The organism is Parcubacteria group bacterium, from assembly GCA_016186325.1.
Taxonomy (GTDB): Bacteria; Patescibacteriota; Minisyncoccia; order UBA10092; family UBA10092; genus JACPHB01.
Genome location: JACPLW010000012.1, coordinates 1 through 20,118 on the forward strand (window position 1 = coordinate 1; position 20,118 = coordinate 20,118).

The window sequence follows — 20,118 nt, forward strand, 5'->3', positions numbered from 1 at the left end:
AACTGCGCGGAAGAAGACGCGGCTGACGCTAGACGCGTTGCTGGCGTTTTGGGCATTCCTTTTTATATTTTTAACTTTGAAAACGAATATAAAAAATCGGTGATTGATTATATGATAGATGGATATAGAAGGGGAGAAACACCAAACCCCGATATAATGTGCAATAAAGAAATTAAATTTGGTTTGTTTTTAAAGAAAGCGTTCAAACTTGGCGCCGATTATATTGCCACCGGGCACTACGCCCGCCTAACACACAACACACAACACATAACACATAACAAAAACAAAAATGTTGCATGTTGCATGTTGCATGTTGCGAAAGATAGCAACAAAGATCAGACGTATTTTTTATGGACGCTTACCCAAAAACAGTTAAAACATTGCTTGTTTCCAATTGGCGATTACGTCAAGCCGCAAGTTCGCGCGCTGGCAAAAAAATATGATTTGCCGACGGCAAAAAAACCGGATTCGCAGGGGGTATGCTTTGTCGGTGAAATTGATGTTGCGGAATTTTTGAAAGAACAGCTTGGCAAAAAACCGGGGCCGATTTTAACTTTGGCGGGGGAAAAAGTTGGAATACACGACGGCCTTTCTTTTTATACTATTGGCCAGAGAAGAGGCATCGGTTCAACCGGCGGCGGAACGCCCTATTATGTTGTCAGGAAAGACCATAAAAAAAATACCATTTTTGTAACCGAAGCTGAGAATACAGCGCTCTTTTCTAAAGAACTAACAGCGCGAAATTTAAATTGGGTTTCTGGCAAAGCGCCAAAATTACCAATTAAATGCTTAGCGCGTGTCAGGTACCGCCAACCTCTACAAAAAGCAACAATTTATAATAAACAATCGATTGTGTTTGATGAACCGCAAAGAGCTATAACTCCCGGCCAAAGCGCCGTATTCTACAGCAAAGACGGTGTAATGCTTGGCGGCGGGATTATTGACAGATGATAAAAATCATGTTTAATTTATAATTATTCAGTTGTTTAAAAATGTATTAAAAGGAGGCAGAGACATGCCAATTTACAGTGCGGAATACGCTCAAAGAATACGAGGCTACCTCTTCGGCTACATAGACCGCAGTACTTTTGAGCGGTATGATAGAGAATTTGATTTTTTTTCAAGTTACGCAAAAGAAGCTGGTGGACAAGTTTTGGAATTGGCCTGCGGCGCTGGGCGAGTAATGATGGAACTAGCCAAGCGCGGTTTTACGGTTTTTGGCATTGAAGCTTCCCCACACATGCTTAAATTGGGAGTTGATGCTGTAAAAACATTGCCCTTACCGGTTCAAAGAAGGATTCATTTTATCCAAGGCGATATGCGGCAATTCGCATTCAAGAAAAAATTTCCTCTAATTATAATTCCATATAACAGTTTTGGGTTCAATCTTGATAAGCAGGAAGGCGAAGTATGTATTTCGTGTATTATGGATAATCTCGAACCTAATGGAATTTTTATTATTGATACGCCGTTTCACAACCACGTTGGTTGCGATGAGACTTGGTGGAAAAAAATAGCTAATAAATATAGTTTTAGTTATGAATTTAAAGATTACGTTCCTGAATTTAATCCGAGATATACTATTCCCAACGTTATTTTAGGAAGAAAAATTTAGATTCCACGAACCCATGCAAAATTTGACATATAGTATGTTTATTCTTATACTATAAAAATTCTTTAAAATTATGAGTTCATAAACTTATGTCGTCAGTATGTTTGCACTGACGATTTTTTATTTAAATAAAAGAGGGACTTAATTATCCCTCGTTACGTTCTTCTTTTGAAAGCCGAGGCGGCGCTATTTCTCTATGAAAAAAATCACACATAATGCGATTTATTTCAGCCCAGTTATCTCCATAAACACAATGGTGATGGGGGCATAGCTCGGCGTTACCGCTAAGCTGAAGTCCGCACGACGCGCAAAGAGACATTGCCTCCTCCTTTTTAGCTTTGTTATAATTTTATTAAAGATAACTTTATTTTACTTATTGAACCGAGATTGTGTCAAGCCGTATTGAATGTTAAAATTAACCTCATGACGTCTCAAGAAATCAGAAAAAAGTTTTTAGAGTTTTTTGAAAGCAGGGGACACAAAATTGTACCCTCTTCTTCTCTTGTGCCTAAAGACGACCCGTCGGTGCTTTTAACAACCGCCGGAATGCAGCAATTCAAGCCGTATTTTACCGGCGATAAGGACCCTATAAAGGATTTTGGGTCGCGGCGAACTGCTTCAATACAAAAATCTTTCCGTACTTCCGATATTGATGAAGTTGGAGACGAATCGCACCTGACTTTTTTCGAAATGCTGGGACATTTTTCTTTCGGGGATTATTTTAAGAAAGAAACCATTGAATTGACTTTTGAGCTTCTTACTAAAATTTTTGAGATTTCAAAAGAGCGGATATCAGCCTCGATTTTTGAAGGGGATCAAAAAATTCCAAAAGATCAAGAATCATACGACGCTTGGCTGCGATTTTTGCCGGCGGAAAAAATTAAGCTCGGCAAACGAGAAGACGGTAACGTTTGGGGACCGGCCGGGCCGGAAGGTCCTTGCGGTGCATGCAATGAAGTTTATGTTGACGGATTGGAAGTAGCCACCTTGGTTTTTATGGAATACTTTTATTCAAAAGGTGATGTTTTTACGCCTTTAAAACAAAAAGGGGTGGATGTTGGCTGGGGATTTGAGCGACTTGTAAAAGTCATTCAGAACGCGCCGACGGTTTTTGAGACAGATTTATTTGAGCCGATTATACAGTTGATTCCCCACCGTAATATTGAAAATGAAGCTCGTTCGGTTCGAATTATCGTCGACCATGTAAGAGCTACTGTATTTCTTGTCGCCGATGGCGTTTTACCATCGAATACGGAACAAGGATATATTTTGCGACGACTTTTACGTCGCGCTATTCGCCATGGCCTTATTTTAAATCTTTATAAAAACTTTTTAACCCCTTTATCGCAAAAAGTTATAGAAATTTATAAGGAATTTTATCCGGAATTATCTATTAAAAAAAATGACATTCTGACAGTTATAGAAAAGGAGGAAGAAAAATTTTCTAAAACATTGGCATTGGGAATTAAAGAATTTGAAAAGACTGCCGCTTCGGGAATAATTACAGGTAAAGATATTTTTCGTCTTTACGAAAGTTTCGGATTTCCTCCGGAACTGACAAAAGAGTTGGCAAACGAAAGAAATATAAGATTTGATGAATCTGAGTTAAAAGAGGCAATGGAAAAACACCAGGAAATTTCCCGTGCCGGCGCTGAAAAGAAATTCGGCGGGCATGGTATTGGCTCGGTTCAGAATAAGGAATCGGCGGAAAAAATTACACGACTTCATACCGCAACCCATTTATTACATCAAGCCATTCATGATATTTTAGGCAGTGAAGCCGACGTTAAACAAATGGGTTCCGACATTACGGAGGAAAGAACCAGATTCGACTTTACGTTCCCAAGAAAACTGACACCGGAGGAAATTAAAAAAATTGAAGATATCGTGAATGAAAAAATAAAAATGAACTTGCCGGTTATAGCGAGAAAAATGCCGAAAGAAAAAGCACTCGAAATCGGCGCTCGCGCTTTCTTTAAGGAAAAATACGATGAGGAGGTAAATGTTTATTCAATTGGCGACCCTGATTTATCAAAAGCCTATTCAAAAGAGTTCTGTGGCGGCCCTCATGTTAATTCCACGGGAGAAATAGGCCATTTTAGAATTATTAAAGAAGAAAGTTCTTCGGCCGGAGTGCGAAGAATCAGAGGGGTTGTGGAATAGTAAAAATTTTGTGTTATACTTAAACGTAGAAGCAAGCTAACAAAAATGCCCGAAGGTTTTGAAATAATTCGCGCCAGAATCAAAGATGACATTCCGGTCTTAATTGACCGTATTTTACGGTCAAAGCAGAAGGAAATTATTTTGGTTTTGCCAAAAAATTCTATCATTAGCGCCAATCCCGATTCTATTAAACTCTTGAAACAAGAGGCGGAGAGCGTTAATAAAACTTTATCGCTAAGTACGGAAAATAGCGATTTAAAATCATTCGCAAAAGAGTTTGATATTCTTATTTATAATTCCAATAAGATTCCTGCGGCATCCGTTGTCAAACAACCCGTAAAAATGAAACGAATGATGGATGTAATACCTCCTTCTTTTTTTAAAGAAAAAAAAATAGAAATAACGCCGGAGCCTGATCCGGAACCGATTGTAGAGCCCGAACTAGATGTAGCTGTGCCGCAAGAGCCGATTGTTTACGAAACCGAATATAGTAAGCCTTTAGATTCCCCAAACAACCCCGACTTGGAAAAAAATCTTGAAAATTTTTATGTCGGATCCGATAATGTTAAAATCAAGAAAAAAATATTTTCATTCAAACGTTTAACGATATTTCTTTTTGTTATGGGCGGAGTTTCGCTTACCGGAATGCTTTATTTGACGCTTCCAAAAGCAGAAATAAGTATCGCGATAAGAAAGATTAAAGTAGATGCCGACATACCCGTAGCGGTAAGTAAAAAAAGCGGTTCATCTAATTTGGCAAACGGCATTATTCCCGGTGAATACTTTATGTTAAGCAAATCCGGCTCAAAAACTTTTTCTACCGAAGGAATAAAAAAAGAGACATCTTTGCGATCCCGAGGTTTTATTACAATTTATAACGCGTATAGTTCCGCGCCGCAGAGACTGGTTGCCCAAACCAGATTTGAAACCAAAGACGGCAAAATTTTCCGTCTTCAGGCGCCGATTATCGTGCCGGGAGCGAAAGTTGTATCGGGAAAGTTAACGCCGAGTTCCATAAAAGCGGAAGTAGTGGCCGACGTTGCCGGTCTGGAATACAACATAGGCCCTTCTTATTTTACAATTCCAGGATTCAAAGAATCCCCTAAATATGCCGGATTTTACGCTCAAAGCTCTGAAGAGATGGCTAGCGGCAAAATTGGATCGGTTTCGACAATAGACCAAATAGAGATCGAAAAAGCTAAACTAAATTTACAAGAACAGCTTATCAAAGAAATAGAAAACGATACCCTAAGCACTCTTAAAGACTCTTCCGATTTTAAGTTGATTAAAGGCGCTTCAAGTGTTAAAATTGATGAATTCAAATCATCGGTTTTGACAGGCAGTTCTGCCGATTCTTTTACTATCAATATGAAAATAACTTGGCAGGCTATGTTTTTTAGGGAACGAGATCTTAGGGCGTTAATTGGTAATTTCGTTTCATTAAAGTATCCTGAATTAGGCGCGTTTAAATTTGAAGGCGATATAAACTATCCGTCAGCCACTAAAACAGACTTTAAAAAAGGCGAGTTATTTTTTACTTTAAAAATAGATGAAGAAAATGCCTTAGGCGCCGATATCAACAATTTAAAAAAAGAATTGGCCGGTCAAAATGAAAATGAAATGAGGGCGCTTATCTCAAATAAACTCTTTATCAGCAGCGCCACAATTTCATTATGGCCATTTTGGGTCAGTCGAGCGCCAACAAACTTAAATAGAGTTAACATTACCATTGACAAAGAAAAAGCATTGTGATAAACAATAAGAAGCCGCCATTTAATGGCGTTGTTATTGAAACCCTGCCTAATACCAACTTTAGAGTAAAATTGGATGACGGCCGAGACATTTTAGCCCATTTGTCAGGTAAAATGCGCTTGCATTTTATTCGGGTTTTAGTAGGTGACAGGGTAGAAATAGAAGTATCTCCAGACGAAAAGCGGGGCCGCATAATTAGAAGATTTTAGATATGAAGGTTAGAGCGAGCGTTAAAAAAATTTGCGCCAAGTGCAAGGTAGTGCGTCGTCAAAGACGGCTTTTTATTGTTTGTTCTAACCCAAAACATAAGCAAAAACAAGGTTGAAGCGAGCCCCGTACAACAACAAGTTGTATACGGGGCGAGCAAGCGAGCTTCAACGGGTTGCCTGAAAATTTTTAAATAAATTATATTTTATAAAATATATGCCAAGAATCGCCGGGGTTGCTATCCCCGAAAATAAAAAAATAATCATTTCCTTATCATATGTCTATGGCATCGGGAGTTCTTTGGCAGCAAAAATTATAAAAAACGTAAACATTGACCCAACTAAAAAAGCAAGTCAGTTGACGGAAGGAGAATTAAACAGACTCCGTGATTTTGTTGAAAAAAATTACAAAATTGAAGGTGATTTAAAAAGAGTAATCCAAAGTAATATTAAAAGACTAAAAGAAATCGGCGCTTACCGAGGATTACGCCACAGCAAGGGCTTGCCGGTAAGAGGCCAAAGGACAAAAACTAACTCCAGAACCAGAAGAGGCAATGTCAGAAAAACCGTTGGTTCTGGCCGAAAAAAAGGTACTGAAAAAACATAAAATGGGAAAGAAAAAAATAAAAACACAAACAGAAGAAGAGCTCTTAAAAGAGGGCACCGGGGCGAAACCTAGCGAGAAACCGGCTACAATAAATACTGGGCGGTCTTTCCACCGCGGTAAGGCTTTTGTTAGAGCAAGCTATAATAATACAATCATTGTTATTACCGATGAAAAAGGAGGGGTTTTAGCCTGGTCATCAGCCGGTTCTTTGGGGTTTAAGGGTCCTAAAAAAGCTACTCCATATGCCGCTTCAAAGGTGGCTGGAGCAGTGGTGGAAAAAGTAAAAAAGACCGGTTTAAACGAAATTGAAGTATTTGTTAAAGGTATCGGTTCGGGAAGAGAATCAGCCATAAGATCGCTTGCAAACCAAGGACTAAATATTATAACTATAAAAGACCTTACTCCCATTCCGCATAACGGCCCAAGGCCTAAAAAAGTTAGAAGAGTATGAGATATACCGGACCAAAAGAAAAATTATCGCGAAAGGTTGGAGAAAATCTTGGTCTTAAGGCTGAGCGTTCTTTTTCGCCAAAGTCATCTTTTATGAAAAAGCCTTATAGGCCGGGTCAGCATGGGAAAGCTCGCCGCAGGGCTCTTTCTGAGTTTGGAGCACAAATGATAGAAAAACAAAAACTCCGATTTATTTATGGACTAACCGAAAAACAATTAAAAAAATACTTTAATGAAACAAAAAAAAAGAAAGGTTTAACCGGCAACATTCTCTTAAGCATCTTAGAAAAGAGACTGGATAACGCAGTTTTTAAGGCTGGCCTGGCGCTATCGAGAGCAATTGCCAGGCAACTTACAAGCCACGGCCATTTTTTGGTTAACGGAAAACGAATTAACGTTCCTTCTTACCAAGTTAACGTAGCAGACATAATTTCAATAAGGCCGCAAAGCAAATTAAAGTTGATATTTGGAGGACTTGATATAAGATTAAAAAAACATGACGCGCCTTCATGGCTTGAGGTTGATAAAAAAACTTTTGAAATAAAAATAAAATCGGAACCAAAAGACGACGATCTCCCTAAAAATTTAAATATGAACGCGATCGTAGAATATTATTCAAGGTAATTTTTTTAAAAACTATGGAAACAAATATTTATTTGCCAAAAGCGCCAAAATTAGTTAAGCAGATTTCACCGAATCGCGCTGTTTTTGAGATTGAAGAACTTTATCCGGGATACGGTCTAACTATAGGCAACGCCTTAAGAAGGGTAATTCTTTCATCTCTTCCTGGCGCCGCCATCACTTCCGTAAAAATCAAAGATGTGAATCATGAATTTTCCACTATACCCGGAGTTCTTGAAGATGTTGTGGAAATTATTTTAAATCTCAAACAAATAAGATTTAAAGTTCATTCCATTGAGCCACAAACCGCCATTTTAAAGGTAAAAGGCGAAAAAGAGGTGACAGGAAAAGACATAAAACTTTCTTCCCAAATTGAAATTACGAATCCCAACATTCATATTGCCACTCTTAGTTCAAAAAGTGCTTCATTGGAAATGGAAATAAAAATAGAAAAAGGACTCGGCTATTCAGGCGTAGAATCTCGAAAATCCGAAAAACAGGAGGTCGGCGGGATTGCCATTGATGCAATTTTTACGCCAATCAGAATGATTAATTACGAAGTTGAAGACATGCGTGTTGGCGATAAAACAAACTATAATCGCTTAAGATTCGACATTGAAACCGACGGCACGATAACGCCGCAAGAAGCGCTTACCGACGCCTCTAACATTTTGATTAATCATTATAAAATAATAGCTTTAGGAATAACTAAGACAAAACAAGAAGGAAAGGAAATAGAACAAGAAGTTGTTAAAAAAGAATCAAAGAAAGAAGAGGAGGCAGATATATTAAAAATAAAAATTGAGGATTTAAAATTATCTAATCGCACCCAAAATATCCTGATTAGCAATCATCTAAAGAATGTAGGTGGGATCATTAAATTGAATGAACGCGATTTGATGAAACTTGAAGGATTGGGAGATAAGGCGATAAAAGAAATAAAGAAAACATTAGGTAAATTGGGTCTCACTTTAAAACAGGAAGAATAATGCATGAAGCATCTAAAGAAAAATCGAAAATTCGGCCGGTTGGCAGATTATAGAAGATCTTTTCTTTCAAATCTAACCGGTGCTTTAATTGAAAAAGAACGGATAAGAACAACTGAAGCGCGCGCAAAAGAAATAAGATCGCTTGTTGAGAAAGCCATAAGCCGGTCAAAAAACGATACTCTGGCAAATCGCCGGTTACTTTTAAAGCGCTATAATCCGAAAACAGTGAATAAATTATTCCATACTTTAGGGCCGCGTTTTAAAGAACGAGAAGGCGGCTACTGCAGAATAATGAAGCTCGGGATAAGAAAAAACGATAGTGCAAAAATGGTAATAATTGAACTCTTAAAGTAATCTCATGCCAGTTTCTAAAAATAAAACTTATAATATTGATGCGAAGGGCCAGTCACTTGGCCGGTTAGCAACAAACATTGCCACGCTTCTTCGGGGAAAAAGCGAAATTAACTATGCGCCGCATTTAGACCCGCTTATAACCGTTAGAGTAGCCAATATTGATAAAATAGTTTTAACCGGAAAAAAGGCGGAACAAAAAATTTATAGGCACTATACGGGATATCCGGGAGGTTTAAGAGAAATAAAATATCAAGAATTCATTAAAAAAGACAAGGGTAAAGCCTTAAAAATGGCCGTTCTAAGAATGCTTAACAAAAATCGTCTGCGCCCCAAATTAATGAAAAGATTAATTATTAATCCTGAGCAGAGTCGAAGGATTGAATAATATTTTACATATGGTTATTAAGAAACAAAAAAAAGAAAAAAATATCGCAAATGCTAAAGCTCCCGCCTCCGCTCCTCCTTCGCCAAAGGCTACGGATGGACGCGGTAAAGCTTCAGTGGACAAGTCGGAGGGCAAGGAAAAATTTAAGGAAAAATTTTACGAAGCTATTGGCAGACGAAAAACCGCAACAGCTAGAGTTAGAATTTGGCCGAATTCAAAAAATAAAGAAATTACGATAAACGACAAAAACTTCTCCGAATACTTTAAAGAAAAGGGTATGCAAGAAACCGCGGTTCAACCTTTTGAAAAAAGCAGCTCCGCTCTCTCTAAAATGTCGGCTAAAGTTTATGGCGGCGGCCTTAGGGCTCAATCTCAAGCTATCAGACACGGTTTAAGCCGGGCATTGGTTTTATTGAACCCCGAGTTAAAATCGATACTTAAAACATTGGGATTTCTGACCCGTGACTCGCGAATGAAAGAAAGAAAGAAGCCCGGATTAAAGGGAGCGAGGAGAGCTCCTCAGTGGTCTAAAAGATAATCTCTCAGCCCCGACGCATTCTCCGACGGTACCGTCGGAGTTCCGGTCGGGGCTCCGACCCAAAGGCGTCGGAGTGGTCGAAGCGTTAAACGAACCCCGCAGACACACGATATTTACGCCTAACTAAGACACCAATCGAGTCATAGCGTTGCAGTGGAGTAAACGCTAATCGTGCGCTTTGGGCACAGTTTCGCTTGTTTTCCAGTATAAAAACAGTTTGTTGACAATTATAATAGATTTTGATATGATTGCTATAGTTTAACAATTTCATATCTATTCAAACGCATTAATACGAAGGAATAGTAGAATAGCATAATTAAGGTAAAAGCGAGCTCGGGACAGTGAAAGCCGAGACCCAAAAAGCTATTGAACACCCCTTCGGAGCGGCTGGTGAAAAAGCCAAATTGGCATAAACCAAACGGTAATCACTTATCGTGAACAGGCAATTAAGTGCTTGGATTTCTTGAATAAAGCGTCCAAGAAAAAGGATGGGACCACGAGGTGTTTTTTTTAATGACTCTCGTTCCTTTTTTACTATTGAAAAATAGTAGGAAAAGAACGGGAGTTTTTTTATTTTTCAACCAAAGGAGGTTGAAGGGTATGGGGTTTACCAGAATCTGCCGTGCTTTCGGAGGTGCCGGTCCGCACCAACTTCCGTGTGAGTGGGAGGAAGAGGGAATTTCCTTTTCCTCCCATCTTTATGGTCTCCGTAGCTCAATTGGAAGAGCGGTCCCCTGTGAAGGGATTGGTTGCGGGTTCAAGTCCCGTCGGAGACCCCTGTATGAGTTATAAAAGTAAAAAAATAAAAAAGAATAGATTTAACCAACTCAAGTATCGGTTTGGGTTGGTTAAAACTGCTCTTTTACAAAAAATAAAAGTTCTTTTACAACAACTCAGGCAAAAGGAGGAGCCAATGAGAATGCCGCAAACTGTAGCAATAATGGAATTTCTTAGGACAAAGAATAAAACGCTACGTTCAAATAACCAAAAGATTAATGAGTGGGTAGATAATTATATTAACGACTGTATTCTCAATGGTAAATCCGTGGATATTTTAACTCAATGGTGTCTGTCAAAAGACTTAGAAATAAGATATAGGACACAAGGTAATCAGTTTATTCCTCTTAAAACTGAATCAAAATTGATTCAAAAAGAAATCCCCCAGATTATACAGATATTTCTTAAAAATGGAGTAACTGTAAACTGGTGGATTACTTTTAATAATTCCTTTTTGGATAGAGGAAGAATTGAAAGTGATATATCAGATAAATATATTAAAATGATTCAGGGTATTAGCCAATTAGAAAATATATTATTTATCAATTGGGAAAAAGAAATATTAAAAGAAGGAGCTAAACCAAACGCGGGGGTATTAAACGATTTCTTTTCTTTTGTTTCAAGAAAAGCGTTTGAGATTGATTTTAAGAATCTTCTTGAAAGAGTGACAAAATATCCAGATTTTGATAAAACGGAAGAAGAATTAAGAATAGAAGCTCAATATAAAATAGCTTGTGAAGCTGAAGAAGGCCGATTCCTGTTTAGTAGTGATGCTCCATTGTCCAACGGTCAGTTCATTCTTATTCCTCTTGAATTCCCCGAGAGATATGTTTTCTTTTCTACTTTAGTTCCCGATTTTAAGAAACGAATTATGTCAGTTTTAAAACCATATCCATGGAGACTAGATGCTGATAATTTGCAGTATGAGGTTTAGTTAAAAACATATAACCGCCAGAAATTTTAATCTCTGGCGGTTTTTCATTCTAAAATTTACATCAGCGGGAGATTTATTCAGACATAAGAGCCCATGCACAACCCTCCGCTACTATGCGGCCATCAATAAAGAAAGGTCAAAAGAAATTCATCAAAAAATACTTGGTAAAAATAAGCTATAATCTTGAAGTTAACCATTAAAATCATTAAGATTAATTAATGAACCAATCAAAGAAAAATAAAGGCAATCATTACATTACAGAAAGTTACCAGAGAAACTTTTCAGATGTTAATGGCCAAATTTATGTTTTAATGTCTGATGGGAAAATTATTGGTCCCACTAATCCTGAAAATACATTTAAGGAGGATTATTTCTACTTAGTTAAATTACCCATGGGTGGTGGTACTCTCGAAGTTGAAACAACATTGGGAAAAATCGAGGGAGAATATATACCAGCATCAAAGAAACTGGAAAATGGAGAAGAAATAAATGAAAAGGAAAGGATTGTAATTTCCATGTTTATCGCCGCTATGTTTGATCGAACAAAAATACAAAGAAATCGTAAACGAAACGCTCTTATAAAAATATTAAATGAGGGGAAAAAAAGACAGACGGAACTTAATGAAGAATTAAAAATCGGGCGAAAACCCGCACCTTCATTTCAACAGAAAGAGGTAAGGGGAGTTTCATTAAAAGAGTTAGAGGAAGGTATCCAAAACTTTGATAATTATCATTCCGCATCAATAATTGAACTTGTTCAAAAAATTACTCCAAAGATATTTAACATGCTTTGGAGTGTAGTAAAAACCAATGATAAAATACCATTTGTATCCTCTGATAATCCAGTCTGCATGTGTAGCCCAGACAGAGAAAAAAAGTATGGAGCAAATACGCTGGCATCTCTAGCAGGATTGGATCATGACGACGTTGAATTGTCTTTTCCTCTATCAAAGACCAGCGCACTGATTGCGACTTGGAATAAATATCTTCCGAAGAACCTTATTGCAACTCCAGAACAAGTAAACCAGCTTAATTTTCGCTCTATTAAGATATCGGAAAATATATTTTCAAACCGCAAAGATGTACTTTATAATATATGCAGTGAACGTTCAGCTAAGGTTCCGCAAAGACCATAGCATTGCAGTGGTCTAAAAGATAATCTCTCAGCCCCGACGCATTCTCCGACGGTACCGTCGGAGTTCCGGTCGGGGCTCCGACCCAAAGGCGTCGGAGTGGTCAAAACGCTATTCTAGCGTTTTGATGGTGAGCTTGTCGAACCATCGAACGGGTCAAAGCGTTAATTCCCAACATTAATTTTATACAGAACCAGTACTTCATCATTCAGTTCAAAAAAATAAAATTCAGAATTCTGTTGGTTCCAAAACACCGGAGAATCTATATCCAAATAAAATGACGCTGTATATCTTTTATCTCCGCGGTCATCTCTTTCGGCAACCTTAAGTTCATTATTTGCGTACCATATTACGTGTTCCGAGTCGTTAAACCAATCGAAAAATTTAATTGGTCCCTCATAAGAAGCCACTAAATCTGTTTCGCCGGTTTTTCTCGTCGGCTCTTCTTTTTCATCGCTAATATAACTTATCCAAATTTTATTTTCTGAAACAAAAAGTTCTTTCCTTCCATCCGGCGAAGTAACTCGCAGAGGCGAAGAAGTTGCAATTTTAAATTTTTTATTTGAAATAAGAGCGCCATCAAAATCATAAGTTTTAACGGTTTTAACTTTATTATTTTTAATCTCAATTGTTTTATCTTTAACACTAAACTCGGAAATTTGTTGGGCTGGTACCTCTGTAATTTTTGTTTTATTTAGGTTAATAGGCAATAAAATTATATGGCTTAACTCCATAACCAAACCGTTCCTAACTTCTATAGTTTTATTCCAAGGAAAGTAACCGTCTTTATAAATAAAGACGCTATATTGTTTTGGCACCAAGCCGCTTATGAGAGTGGTGTGACTTAAAAGTCCGCCGGTTGATTTATAATATTTGTCGTTTATATAAACCCTTGCTTCCGTTACGGAAGTTTTTATGTAAATACCACCGGTTTTCACAATTTTTAATGTGTTAAAATCAAAACTCCACCCTTGGGCAATAAGAGAAACGGCGATGCTTAATGCAACAAAAAAAACAGCAAATATCCAAAAAATAAAGCGTCTAAATTTCCTAGTCATAATCTCCAAAAATTACCATTTTTTCCTCATTATGGCAAATTTGATTTAAAGATGAATTTATCGTAAAATATCGTTACTATGTCTTTTTTCACTAAAAAAATCGGAATAGATCTCGGAACGGTTAACACCTTAGTTTTTATTCCCAAAAAAGGAATAATTTTAAACGAACCTACGGTAGTTACCCTCTCAAGCAATGGAAAAACAATTCTAGCAGTCGGAGCAGAAGCGCAAAAAATGCTCGGCCGAACGCCCGAAAACATCATAGCAAAAAAACCAATGCGTGACGGAGTTATTGCCGATTATCACATCACCGAAACAATGCTAAGGTATTTTATACAAAAAAGTTTAGGCCGATTTCAACTGACAAGGCCCGATGTTCTCGTAACAGTACCTTCGGGTTCAAGCTCAACAGAAAGGAGGGCGGTCGTTGACGCCGCTATAAATGCCGGTGCCAAAGCCGCTTATATAGTAAAAGAACCGGTTTTAGCGGCAATTGGTGCTAATATTCCCATCAACTCTGCTTCCGGTAATCTTATAGTTAGTATCGGCGGCGGCACTACTGAAGTAGCCGTAATGTCACTTGGCGGCATAGTAACATCCCATTCCCGCCGAGTCGGGGGCAATAAACTTGACCAGGCGATTATTGATTATCTTAAAAGAAAGCACAACTTAGCTATCGGAGAAAGAACGGCAGAACGGATAAAAATTGAAATCGGATCGGCTTTACCCGTAAAAGACGAACTTCAAATCAGCGTAAGAGGAAGAGACATATTAACAGGACTGCCGCGCAACATAACAATATATACCAATGAACTGGTTGAAGCTATCTCGGAGCGCTTAAGAGAAATAATCCAAGCCATAAAATTGGTATTGGCCCAAACACCTCCGGAATTATCAGCCGACATTATGGATAAAGGAATAATTTTAGCCGGCGGTACGGCTCTGCTTAGAAATTTTGACGAGCTAGTGGTAAAAACTACCGGGGTTCTGGCTTACGTCGCCGAAGAGCCTCTTTTTTGCGTAGCCAAAGGAGCGGGATTGGTTTTGGAAAATCTGGAATTTTATAAACGAAATATAACAGCAAAAAGGTAAGGTATGTATCCAAAAATTATAGATTATCTTAATAACTGTATTAAAAGTAACACACTTTCACATGCTTATATTTTTTACGGTCCCGATGAAGTTTCTAAAAGAAAAATCGCGTTTTGGTTTGCCAACAGTATCCTAAAAAATAAAGACGAAAAATTTCCCGCCCAAGGCGAGGCTCGCCAAAGGTGGCACCCCGATATTTTTTCTTTCAAACCCGAAGCCTCTAGCGATATTACGATAGGTTTAATTCGCCAAATGAAAAAATTTATAAGCTTAAGCCCTTATTCGGGGACACATAAGGTCGTGATAATTGAAAATGCAGAAAATTTAAACGATTACGCGCAAAATGCCATTCTAAAAACCTTCGAAGAAGCGCCTGTTCACGCTATAATTATTCTTTGCGTTAAGACATTGGATTCAATTCGTGAAACAATTGTCTCAAGGGGTATAAAACTGCCGTTTTGGCACTCAAACGAACAAAAAGTGGTTCGACTCCGCTCACCACAGGAGGAAAAATCATTTAGTATATTTGACAAGGTGGTTAAAAGCAATAGTTTGGAATTATTTTCTTCTTTTGAAGATTTACACAGCGACAATAAAGCGCCGGCAATTTTTGAACTTTGGATTAAATTTTTAAGAACAAAATTTATTTTTAATCCTGACAAGAAATTATTTGATCTTCTTAAAACAAGCCAGGGTATTTATTTTAAATTAAACGAAACCAATATAAACCCGAAACTGGCTTATGACGAATTACTGCTTAACTTGCAAAACAAATCTTAAAATTTGAAATCAAATATATGGAAATACTGGAAAATTTAAAAAATAATCTTAAAAAAATTAATGAATCATTCAAAGCCGAACTCTCCGGAATAAGAGTCGGCCGAGCCACGCCGGCACTTGTGGAAAATATGTTTGTTGATTATTACGGAACTAAGACGCCATTAAAGCAACTGGCATCAATTTCCGCGCCCGAACCTAGGATGCTTATAATAGAACCGTGGGATAAAAACGCTTTTTCGGCAATAGAGAAGGCAATTTTGATTTCAGGGCTTGGACTTAATCCCATTGTTGATAAAAACTCAATTAAAATAATTATTCCCCAGTTAACCGAAGAACGGCGAGATGCCCTAACTAAAATCGTAAATATAAAGTTGGAAGAATCGAAAATACAAAATCGCGCAAAAAGAGACGACACAATGAAAGAAATCAGCGATCTGTTTAGCGGAAAAAAAATTGCCGAAGATGAAAAATTCAAATTGAAAGAAAAAACTCAAACTATTGTCGACGAAGCCAATAAAAACCTTGAGAACATATCTGAATTAAAAGAAAAAGAAATAAAAGAAAAATAAGCGCTTATGTTATTAACAATCATTATATTTATAGTAATTCTGGGCATTTTGGTACTCGCCCATGAGTGGGGGCATTTTATCGTTGCCCGACGCGCCGGACTAATAGTTGAAGAATTTGGATTCGGATTTCCGCCACGGCTTTTTAGTTTTAAAAGAGGGGAAACTCTCTACTCAATTAACCTGCTCCCTCTGGGAGGATTTGTAAAGATAATGGGAGAAGACGGGAGCGGGGAGAGCAACCCCAGAAGTTTCGCGTCTAAATCCGTCGGCATAAGAAGCTTAATTACCGTAGCCGGCGTCGTAATGAATTTTATCCTAGGAGCGGTTCTTTTAATAATCGGGTTTTACATCGGCCTTCCTCAAGCAATTGACGCAGAAAACGCGGCACTTGCCAGAAATATTCAAATCCAGATCGTTTTAGTAGCTCCAAATTCCCCGGCCGATACCGCCGGTATAAACTTCGGCGATACAATAAAATATCTCAAAGCTGGCGATAAAATTATCAACATAAATGAAATCGCGACTCTTCAGAATGCCGTAAATAAATACTTAGGAAAAAACATAACTTTAGGAATAGAAAGAGTTGGAGCACCAATTGAATTTAAAATAGTACCGCGCGATAATCCGCCGGAAGGAGAAGGCGCGCTAGGAATTGCTCTCGCTAAAACCGGAATTGTCGCTTATTCTTGGTATGAAAGCTTGTGGTTAGGCACAAAGTCGGCTTTTGTCACGACCTGGATGATTGTAACCGGTTTTTTTGGAATTTTAAAAAATTTAATTTTTAACGGCGTTGTTCCAAAAGAGATTTCCGGCCCGATAGGTATTGCCGTTTTGGCGGGACAAGCCACAAGTCTTGGATTTATTTATTTACTCCAGCTTACGGCTTTAATTTCTTTCAATTTAGCAGTTTTAAATCTTTTACCCATTCCCGCTCTGGATGGAGGACGACTTCTGTTTTTCGCCATAGAAAAAATTAAAGGCAGCAGAGTCAACCCCAAAATGGAAAACGCCATCCACTCGGTCGGCATCGTTTTGCTCCTTATCCTCGTCGCGCTGATAACCTACAGGGACATATTAAAACTTCTGTAAAAAGTTAAAAAAATAGAAGACCCGTCCCGCAGTTGCGGGACGGGTCGAGCAGTTGGTCAGTTCTTGTTACCTACATGGTCCAGTCCTTCTGAAGCGGACTGTCGAGCTTGGTCACGAAGCCAGTGCGACCGCCTCCGGCGTTGAAGACGACTTCCCACTGCCACTCGTTAAGCTCGGGAGCTACCTTCTCGCTGACGAGCCGCGTTACCAGAAATCCGGTCCCGTAGTAGATTCCGTCTTGCTGAAGGATGTTGGGGATCAAGAACCGCCCAAGCATCCGGACATTACGCGGCTCGTTCACGCCATGACCATAGCCGGTGGTCGCCCCCATGAGCGCCACCTCGAACTGAATCTTGAACTTCCGGTCGTGGCCGAGAAGCTCTGCGCCTGCTTCGACCGGTCTGACCGTGAACTCAAACAAAAGACGATTGCCATGCCTCTCCAGCATGTGCACCCATCCTGAAACGAGCCGGAACGGACCAGGGCAGTTCGTGATGAGAAAGTGCAGTTTCGAGGTTGCCATAACGGCCTCCTGTTGCCCGGACTTATCCAGGCCTGTGCGGTTTCTTTCACTGAAAGCATAACGCCATCAGCGACCTATTCTAGCGAACAGGAATTTGCTGTATTATATCATACTCGTTTATTATTGTCAATGTTTTCGTAATGGTGAGTTTATTGTAGAATATAGGTGCTTGATTTAATTTTAACTAAAACTTTATGCGTCAATCACAACTTTTTGGAAAAACTTTAAGAGAGGCGCCAAAAGACGAAATTTCTACAAACGCCAAACTTCTTGAAAGAGGAGGATTTATTTTTAAAAATTCCGCTGGTATTTATTCCTTTCTTCCTTTAGGCTGGCGTGTTTTTAAAAAAATAGCGCAAATAATACGTGAAGAAATGGACGCTTTGGATGCGCAAGAAATGTTTATGCCTGCTTTAGTGGAAAAAAAATATTTGGATGCCACCGGCCGTTGGAATGTTGACGTCGGCTTTGAGGCCAAGGGGAAAAAAGAGAAATCCGCTAATTTCATCATGGGCTGGACTCACGAAGAGGTCCTAACTTCGATTGCCACGACATTCGTTAATTCTTACAAGGATTTGCCATTTGGAGCATATCAAATTCAAACTAAATTTCGGAACGAACCGAGAGCTAAATCAGGACTTTTAAGAGTAAGAGAATTTATAATGAAAGATTTGTATAGTTTCCACGCTTCCGAAAGCGATTTCTGGAAATACTATGAAAAAGTTAAAGCAGCTTATTATAAAATATTTAAACGCTGCGGCCTTAAAGCGATTTATACTCTGGCTGCCGGAGGTGTTTTTACCGCTAACAATACTCATGAATTTCAAGTGTTAAGTTCGGTTGGAGAAGATACTATTTTTGTCTGCTCAAAATGCGGATATGCCGAGAATAAAGAAATTTCAAAATTAAAAAATGGGGACAAATGTTCAAAATGCGATGGAAAAATTAAAGAAGAAAAATCCATCGAGGTTGGAAACCTTTTCCCGCTTGGGACTAAATATTCCGATGCTTTAAATTTACAATACTTGAATCAGAAAGGGGAGAAAGAAAAAGTTACTATGGGATCATACGGAATCGGCTTGGGACGGACTATGGGAACTATAGTGGAAATTTATAACGATGAACGGGGTATAATCTGGCCGGAAGCGGTGGCGCCTTTTAAAATTCATCTTATTGAGATAAAAAGTGACGAGCCGGATGTTAAAAAAGAAGCAGAAAAAACTTATAAATTATTAGTTGCCAAAGGCTTTGAGGTGCTATACGATGATCGCGACGATAAGAGTGCCGGCGAAAAATTTACCGACGCCGATTTGATCGGAATACCTTGGAGGCTTGTCGTAAGCCAAAAAACACTCGAGAAGGAATCGATTGAGTTAAAACGCCGTGATCAGCAAGAAGTGAAAATTATAAAAATTTTACAATTAATAAATTATAAATTTTGAATTTATTTTATGTTTGATCGGTTGTTTAAATTTTTTTCCCGCGATGTCGGAATTGACCTTGGCACGGCCAATACTTTAATTTACGTAAGAGGTAGGGGCATAATTATTAACGAACCGTCAATCGTTGCCATTAATAAAAAAACTAATCAAGTTCTAAGCGTCGGGATTGAGGCCAAAAAAATGGTCGGCCGGACGCCATCTCACATTGTCGCGGTAAGACCCTTAATAGAAGGAGTAATTTCTGACTTCGAAGTCACCGAACAAATGCTCCGTTATTTTTTCAATAAAGTCCATAAAGATTCTTATAGTTTTTTGGTACGGCCGAGAATTGTTATCGGCATTCCTTCCGGCGTAACAGAAGTTGAACGCCGGGCAGTGGAAGATGCCGCTCGCAATGCCGGCGCGAGAGAGGTTTATCTTGTCGAAGAGCCAATGGCGGCGGCTATCGGAGCCCGCCTCCCGATTTCTGAAGCCGTGGGTAATATGATTGTGGATATTGGCGGCGGCACTACCGATATTGCCGTAATTTCTTTGGGAGGCATTGTTGCTTCGCGTAATTTAAGGATTGCCGGTGATAGAATGAATGAAGATATTGTTCAATATGTCCGCGATAAATTCCAACTTCTTTTAGGAGAAAAAAGCGCTGAAGAAATAAAAATTTTAATAGGTTCCGTTATCCCCTTGAAAGAACAGCTAACCGCTGTGGTCAGAGGTCGCGATCTTATAAGCGGCCTACCGAAAGAAATAGTAATTAACGACTCAGAGGTTAGAGAAGCCTTATTGTCATCTACCAATGCTATTATTTCAGAAATCCGCGATGTTGTTGAAGAAACCCCGCCGGAACTTGTAGCGGATTTAATGACAAGAGGCATAATTTTAGCCGGGGGCGGCACCTTGCTTCGGGGCTTGTCGGAACTTGTTTGCCAAACAGTAGGCATACCAACGAGACTTTCGGAAGATCCTCTTACTGCCGTTGTTCGCGGCTGCGGTATAATTCTTGAAGACGTGAACTCCTTAAAAGAAATTTTAGTGAACAGCTAATAA

Annotated in this window: 23 protein-coding genes and 1 tRNA gene; 22 read left to right on the forward strand and 2 right to left on the reverse strand. The window is 38.8% G+C overall.

The annotated features are described in order from the left end of the window. The 16 genes from mnmA to HYW79_03665 all read left to right on the forward strand — a co-directional run. Positions 1-951, forward strand: a 951-nt coding sequence (mnmA, locus tag HYW79_03590; protein ID MBI2635593.1) for a tRNA 2-thiouridine(34) synthase MnmA, incomplete at its 5' end; no start/stop codon positions are given. 64 nt (positions 952-1,015) lie between these two features. Beyond that, positions 1,016-1,615 carry a class I SAM-dependent methyltransferase gene (locus HYW79_03595; protein ID MBI2635594.1) on the forward strand — a complete coding sequence of 200 codons (600 nt, stop codon included), beginning with the start codon at positions 1,016-1,018 and terminating at the stop codon, positions 1,613-1,615. A 420-nt stretch (positions 1,616-2,035) separates the two neighbouring features. Then, positions 2,036-3,775, forward strand: a complete 1,740-nt coding sequence (locus HYW79_03600) for an alanine--tRNA ligase (GenBank protein MBI2635595.1) — start codon at positions 2,036-2,038, stop codon at positions 3,773-3,775. A gap of 45 nt (positions 3,776-3,820) precedes the next feature. Further along, complete coding sequence (locus tag HYW79_03605) at positions 3,821-5,527, forward strand: hypothetical protein (GenBank protein MBI2635596.1); 1,707 nt, start codon at positions 3,821-3,823, stop codon at positions 5,525-5,527. Further along, positions 5,521-5,736 carry a translation initiation factor IF-1 gene (infA, locus tag HYW79_03610; protein ID MBI2635597.1) on the forward strand — a complete coding sequence of 72 codons (216 nt, stop codon included), beginning with the start codon at positions 5,521-5,523 and terminating at the stop codon, positions 5,734-5,736. Before HYW79_03605 ends, infA begins: the two co-directional genes overlap by 7 nt. A 2-nt stretch (positions 5,737-5,738) precedes the next feature. Continuing rightward, positions 5,739-5,852: a 50S ribosomal protein L36 gene (gene rpmJ / locus HYW79_03615; protein ID MBI2635598.1), complete on the forward strand. Its 114-nt coding sequence runs from the start codon at positions 5,739-5,741 to the stop codon at positions 5,850-5,852. Between the two features lie 98 nt (positions 5,853-5,950). Continuing rightward, positions 5,951-6,340 carry a 30S ribosomal protein S13 gene (rpsM, locus tag HYW79_03620; GenBank protein ID MBI2635599.1) on the forward strand — a complete coding sequence of 130 codons (390 nt, stop codon included), beginning with the start codon at positions 5,951-5,953 and terminating at the stop codon, positions 6,338-6,340. Between the two features lies 1 nt (position 6,341). Further along, positions 6,342-6,791 carry a 30S ribosomal protein S11 gene (gene rpsK / locus HYW79_03625; protein MBI2635600.1) on the forward strand — a complete coding sequence of 150 codons (450 nt, stop codon included), beginning with the start codon at positions 6,342-6,344 and terminating at the stop codon, positions 6,789-6,791. Then, positions 6,788-7,414 carry a 30S ribosomal protein S4 gene (rpsD, locus tag HYW79_03630; protein ID MBI2635601.1) on the forward strand — a complete coding sequence of 209 codons (627 nt, stop codon included), beginning with the start codon at positions 6,788-6,790 and terminating at the stop codon, positions 7,412-7,414. Before rpsK ends, rpsD begins: the two co-directional genes overlap by 4 nt. 14 nt (positions 7,415-7,428) lie before the next feature. Beyond that, complete coding sequence (locus tag HYW79_03635) at positions 7,429-8,400, forward strand: DNA-directed RNA polymerase subunit alpha (GenBank protein MBI2635602.1); 972 nt, start codon at positions 7,429-7,431, stop codon at positions 8,398-8,400. A gap of 3 nt (positions 8,401-8,403) precedes the next feature. Further along, positions 8,404-8,754: a 50S ribosomal protein L17 gene (rplQ, locus tag HYW79_03640; GenBank protein ID MBI2635603.1), complete on the forward strand. Its 351-nt coding sequence runs from the start codon at positions 8,404-8,406 to the stop codon at positions 8,752-8,754. A 4-nt stretch (positions 8,755-8,758) separates the two neighbouring features. Continuing rightward, positions 8,759-9,139 (forward strand): 50S ribosomal protein L13, encoded by a 381-nt coding sequence (rplM, locus tag HYW79_03645; protein MBI2635604.1) that lies wholly within the window; start codon positions 8,759-8,761, stop codon positions 9,137-9,139. Between the two features lie 10 nt (positions 9,140-9,149). Continuing rightward, the gene (gene rpsI, locus HYW79_03650; protein ID MBI2635605.1) at positions 9,150-9,677 is read left to right on the forward strand and encodes a 30S ribosomal protein S9; all 528 of its coding nucleotides are present in this window, start codon (positions 9,150-9,152) and stop codon (positions 9,675-9,677) included. A 703-nt stretch (positions 9,678-10,380) separates the two neighbouring features. Next, positions 10,381-10,453, forward strand: a tRNA-His gene (locus HYW79_03655). Between the two features lie 5 nt (positions 10,454-10,458). Next, positions 10,459-11,388: a hypothetical protein gene (locus HYW79_03660; protein ID MBI2635606.1), complete on the forward strand. Its 930-nt coding sequence runs from the start codon at positions 10,459-10,461 to the stop codon at positions 11,386-11,388. A 218-nt stretch (positions 11,389-11,606) separates the two neighbouring features. Next, on the forward strand, positions 11,607-12,524 hold the full coding sequence (locus HYW79_03665) for a DUF4238 domain-containing protein (protein MBI2635607.1): 918 nt from the start codon (positions 11,607-11,609) through the stop codon (positions 12,522-12,524). Between the two features lie 161 nt (positions 12,525-12,685). On the opposite strand, the gene HYW79_03670 is transcribed toward HYW79_03665, so the two are convergent. Beyond that, entirely contained in the window at positions 12,686-13,579 is an 894-nt protein-coding gene (locus HYW79_03670; protein MBI2635608.1) for a PEGA domain-containing protein, read from the reverse strand. Positions 13,580-13,657: 78 nt separating this feature from the next. Between HYW79_03670 and HYW79_03675 the strand changes: the two genes are divergently transcribed. Genes HYW79_03675 through rseP form a run of 4 tightly spaced genes read left to right on the forward strand, consistent with a single transcriptional unit; the run spans position 13,658 to position 17,109 of the window. Next, positions 13,658-14,671: a rod shape-determining protein gene (locus HYW79_03675; protein MBI2635609.1), complete on the forward strand. Its 1,014-nt coding sequence runs from the start codon at positions 13,658-13,660 to the stop codon at positions 14,669-14,671. A gap of 3 nt (positions 14,672-14,674) precedes the next feature. Further along, entirely contained in the window at positions 14,675-15,451 is a 777-nt protein-coding gene (locus tag HYW79_03680) for a hypothetical protein (protein MBI2635610.1), read from the forward strand. Between the two features lie 17 nt (positions 15,452-15,468). Then, a complete protein-coding gene (gene frr / locus HYW79_03685) occupies positions 15,469-16,020 on the forward strand; it encodes a ribosome recycling factor (GenBank protein MBI2635611.1) in 552 nt (183 codons plus the stop codon). A gap of 6 nt (positions 16,021-16,026) precedes the next feature. Continuing rightward, a complete protein-coding gene (rseP, locus tag HYW79_03690; GenBank protein MBI2635612.1) occupies positions 16,027-17,109 on the forward strand; it encodes an RIP metalloprotease RseP in 1,083 nt (360 codons plus the stop codon). 70 nt (positions 17,110-17,179) lie between these two features. Here the strand turns inward: rseP and HYW79_03695 are convergent, their stop codons facing one another. Further along, positions 17,180-17,632 carry a hypothetical protein gene (locus HYW79_03695; GenBank protein ID MBI2635613.1) on the reverse strand — a complete coding sequence of 151 codons (453 nt, stop codon included), beginning with the start codon at positions 17,630-17,632 and terminating at the stop codon, positions 17,180-17,182. 194 nt (positions 17,633-17,826) lie between these two features. Here HYW79_03695 and HYW79_03700 point away from each other — a divergent pair, with 194 nt between their 5' ends. After that, positions 17,827-19,074 carry a hypothetical protein gene (locus HYW79_03700; protein MBI2635614.1) on the forward strand — a complete coding sequence of 416 codons (1,248 nt, stop codon included), beginning with the start codon at positions 17,827-17,829 and terminating at the stop codon, positions 19,072-19,074. A 9-nt stretch (positions 19,075-19,083) separates the two neighbouring features. Beyond that, a complete protein-coding gene (locus tag HYW79_03705; protein MBI2635615.1) occupies positions 19,084-20,115 on the forward strand; it encodes a rod shape-determining protein in 1,032 nt (343 codons plus the stop codon). Positions 20,116-20,118 lie beyond the last annotated feature (3 nt).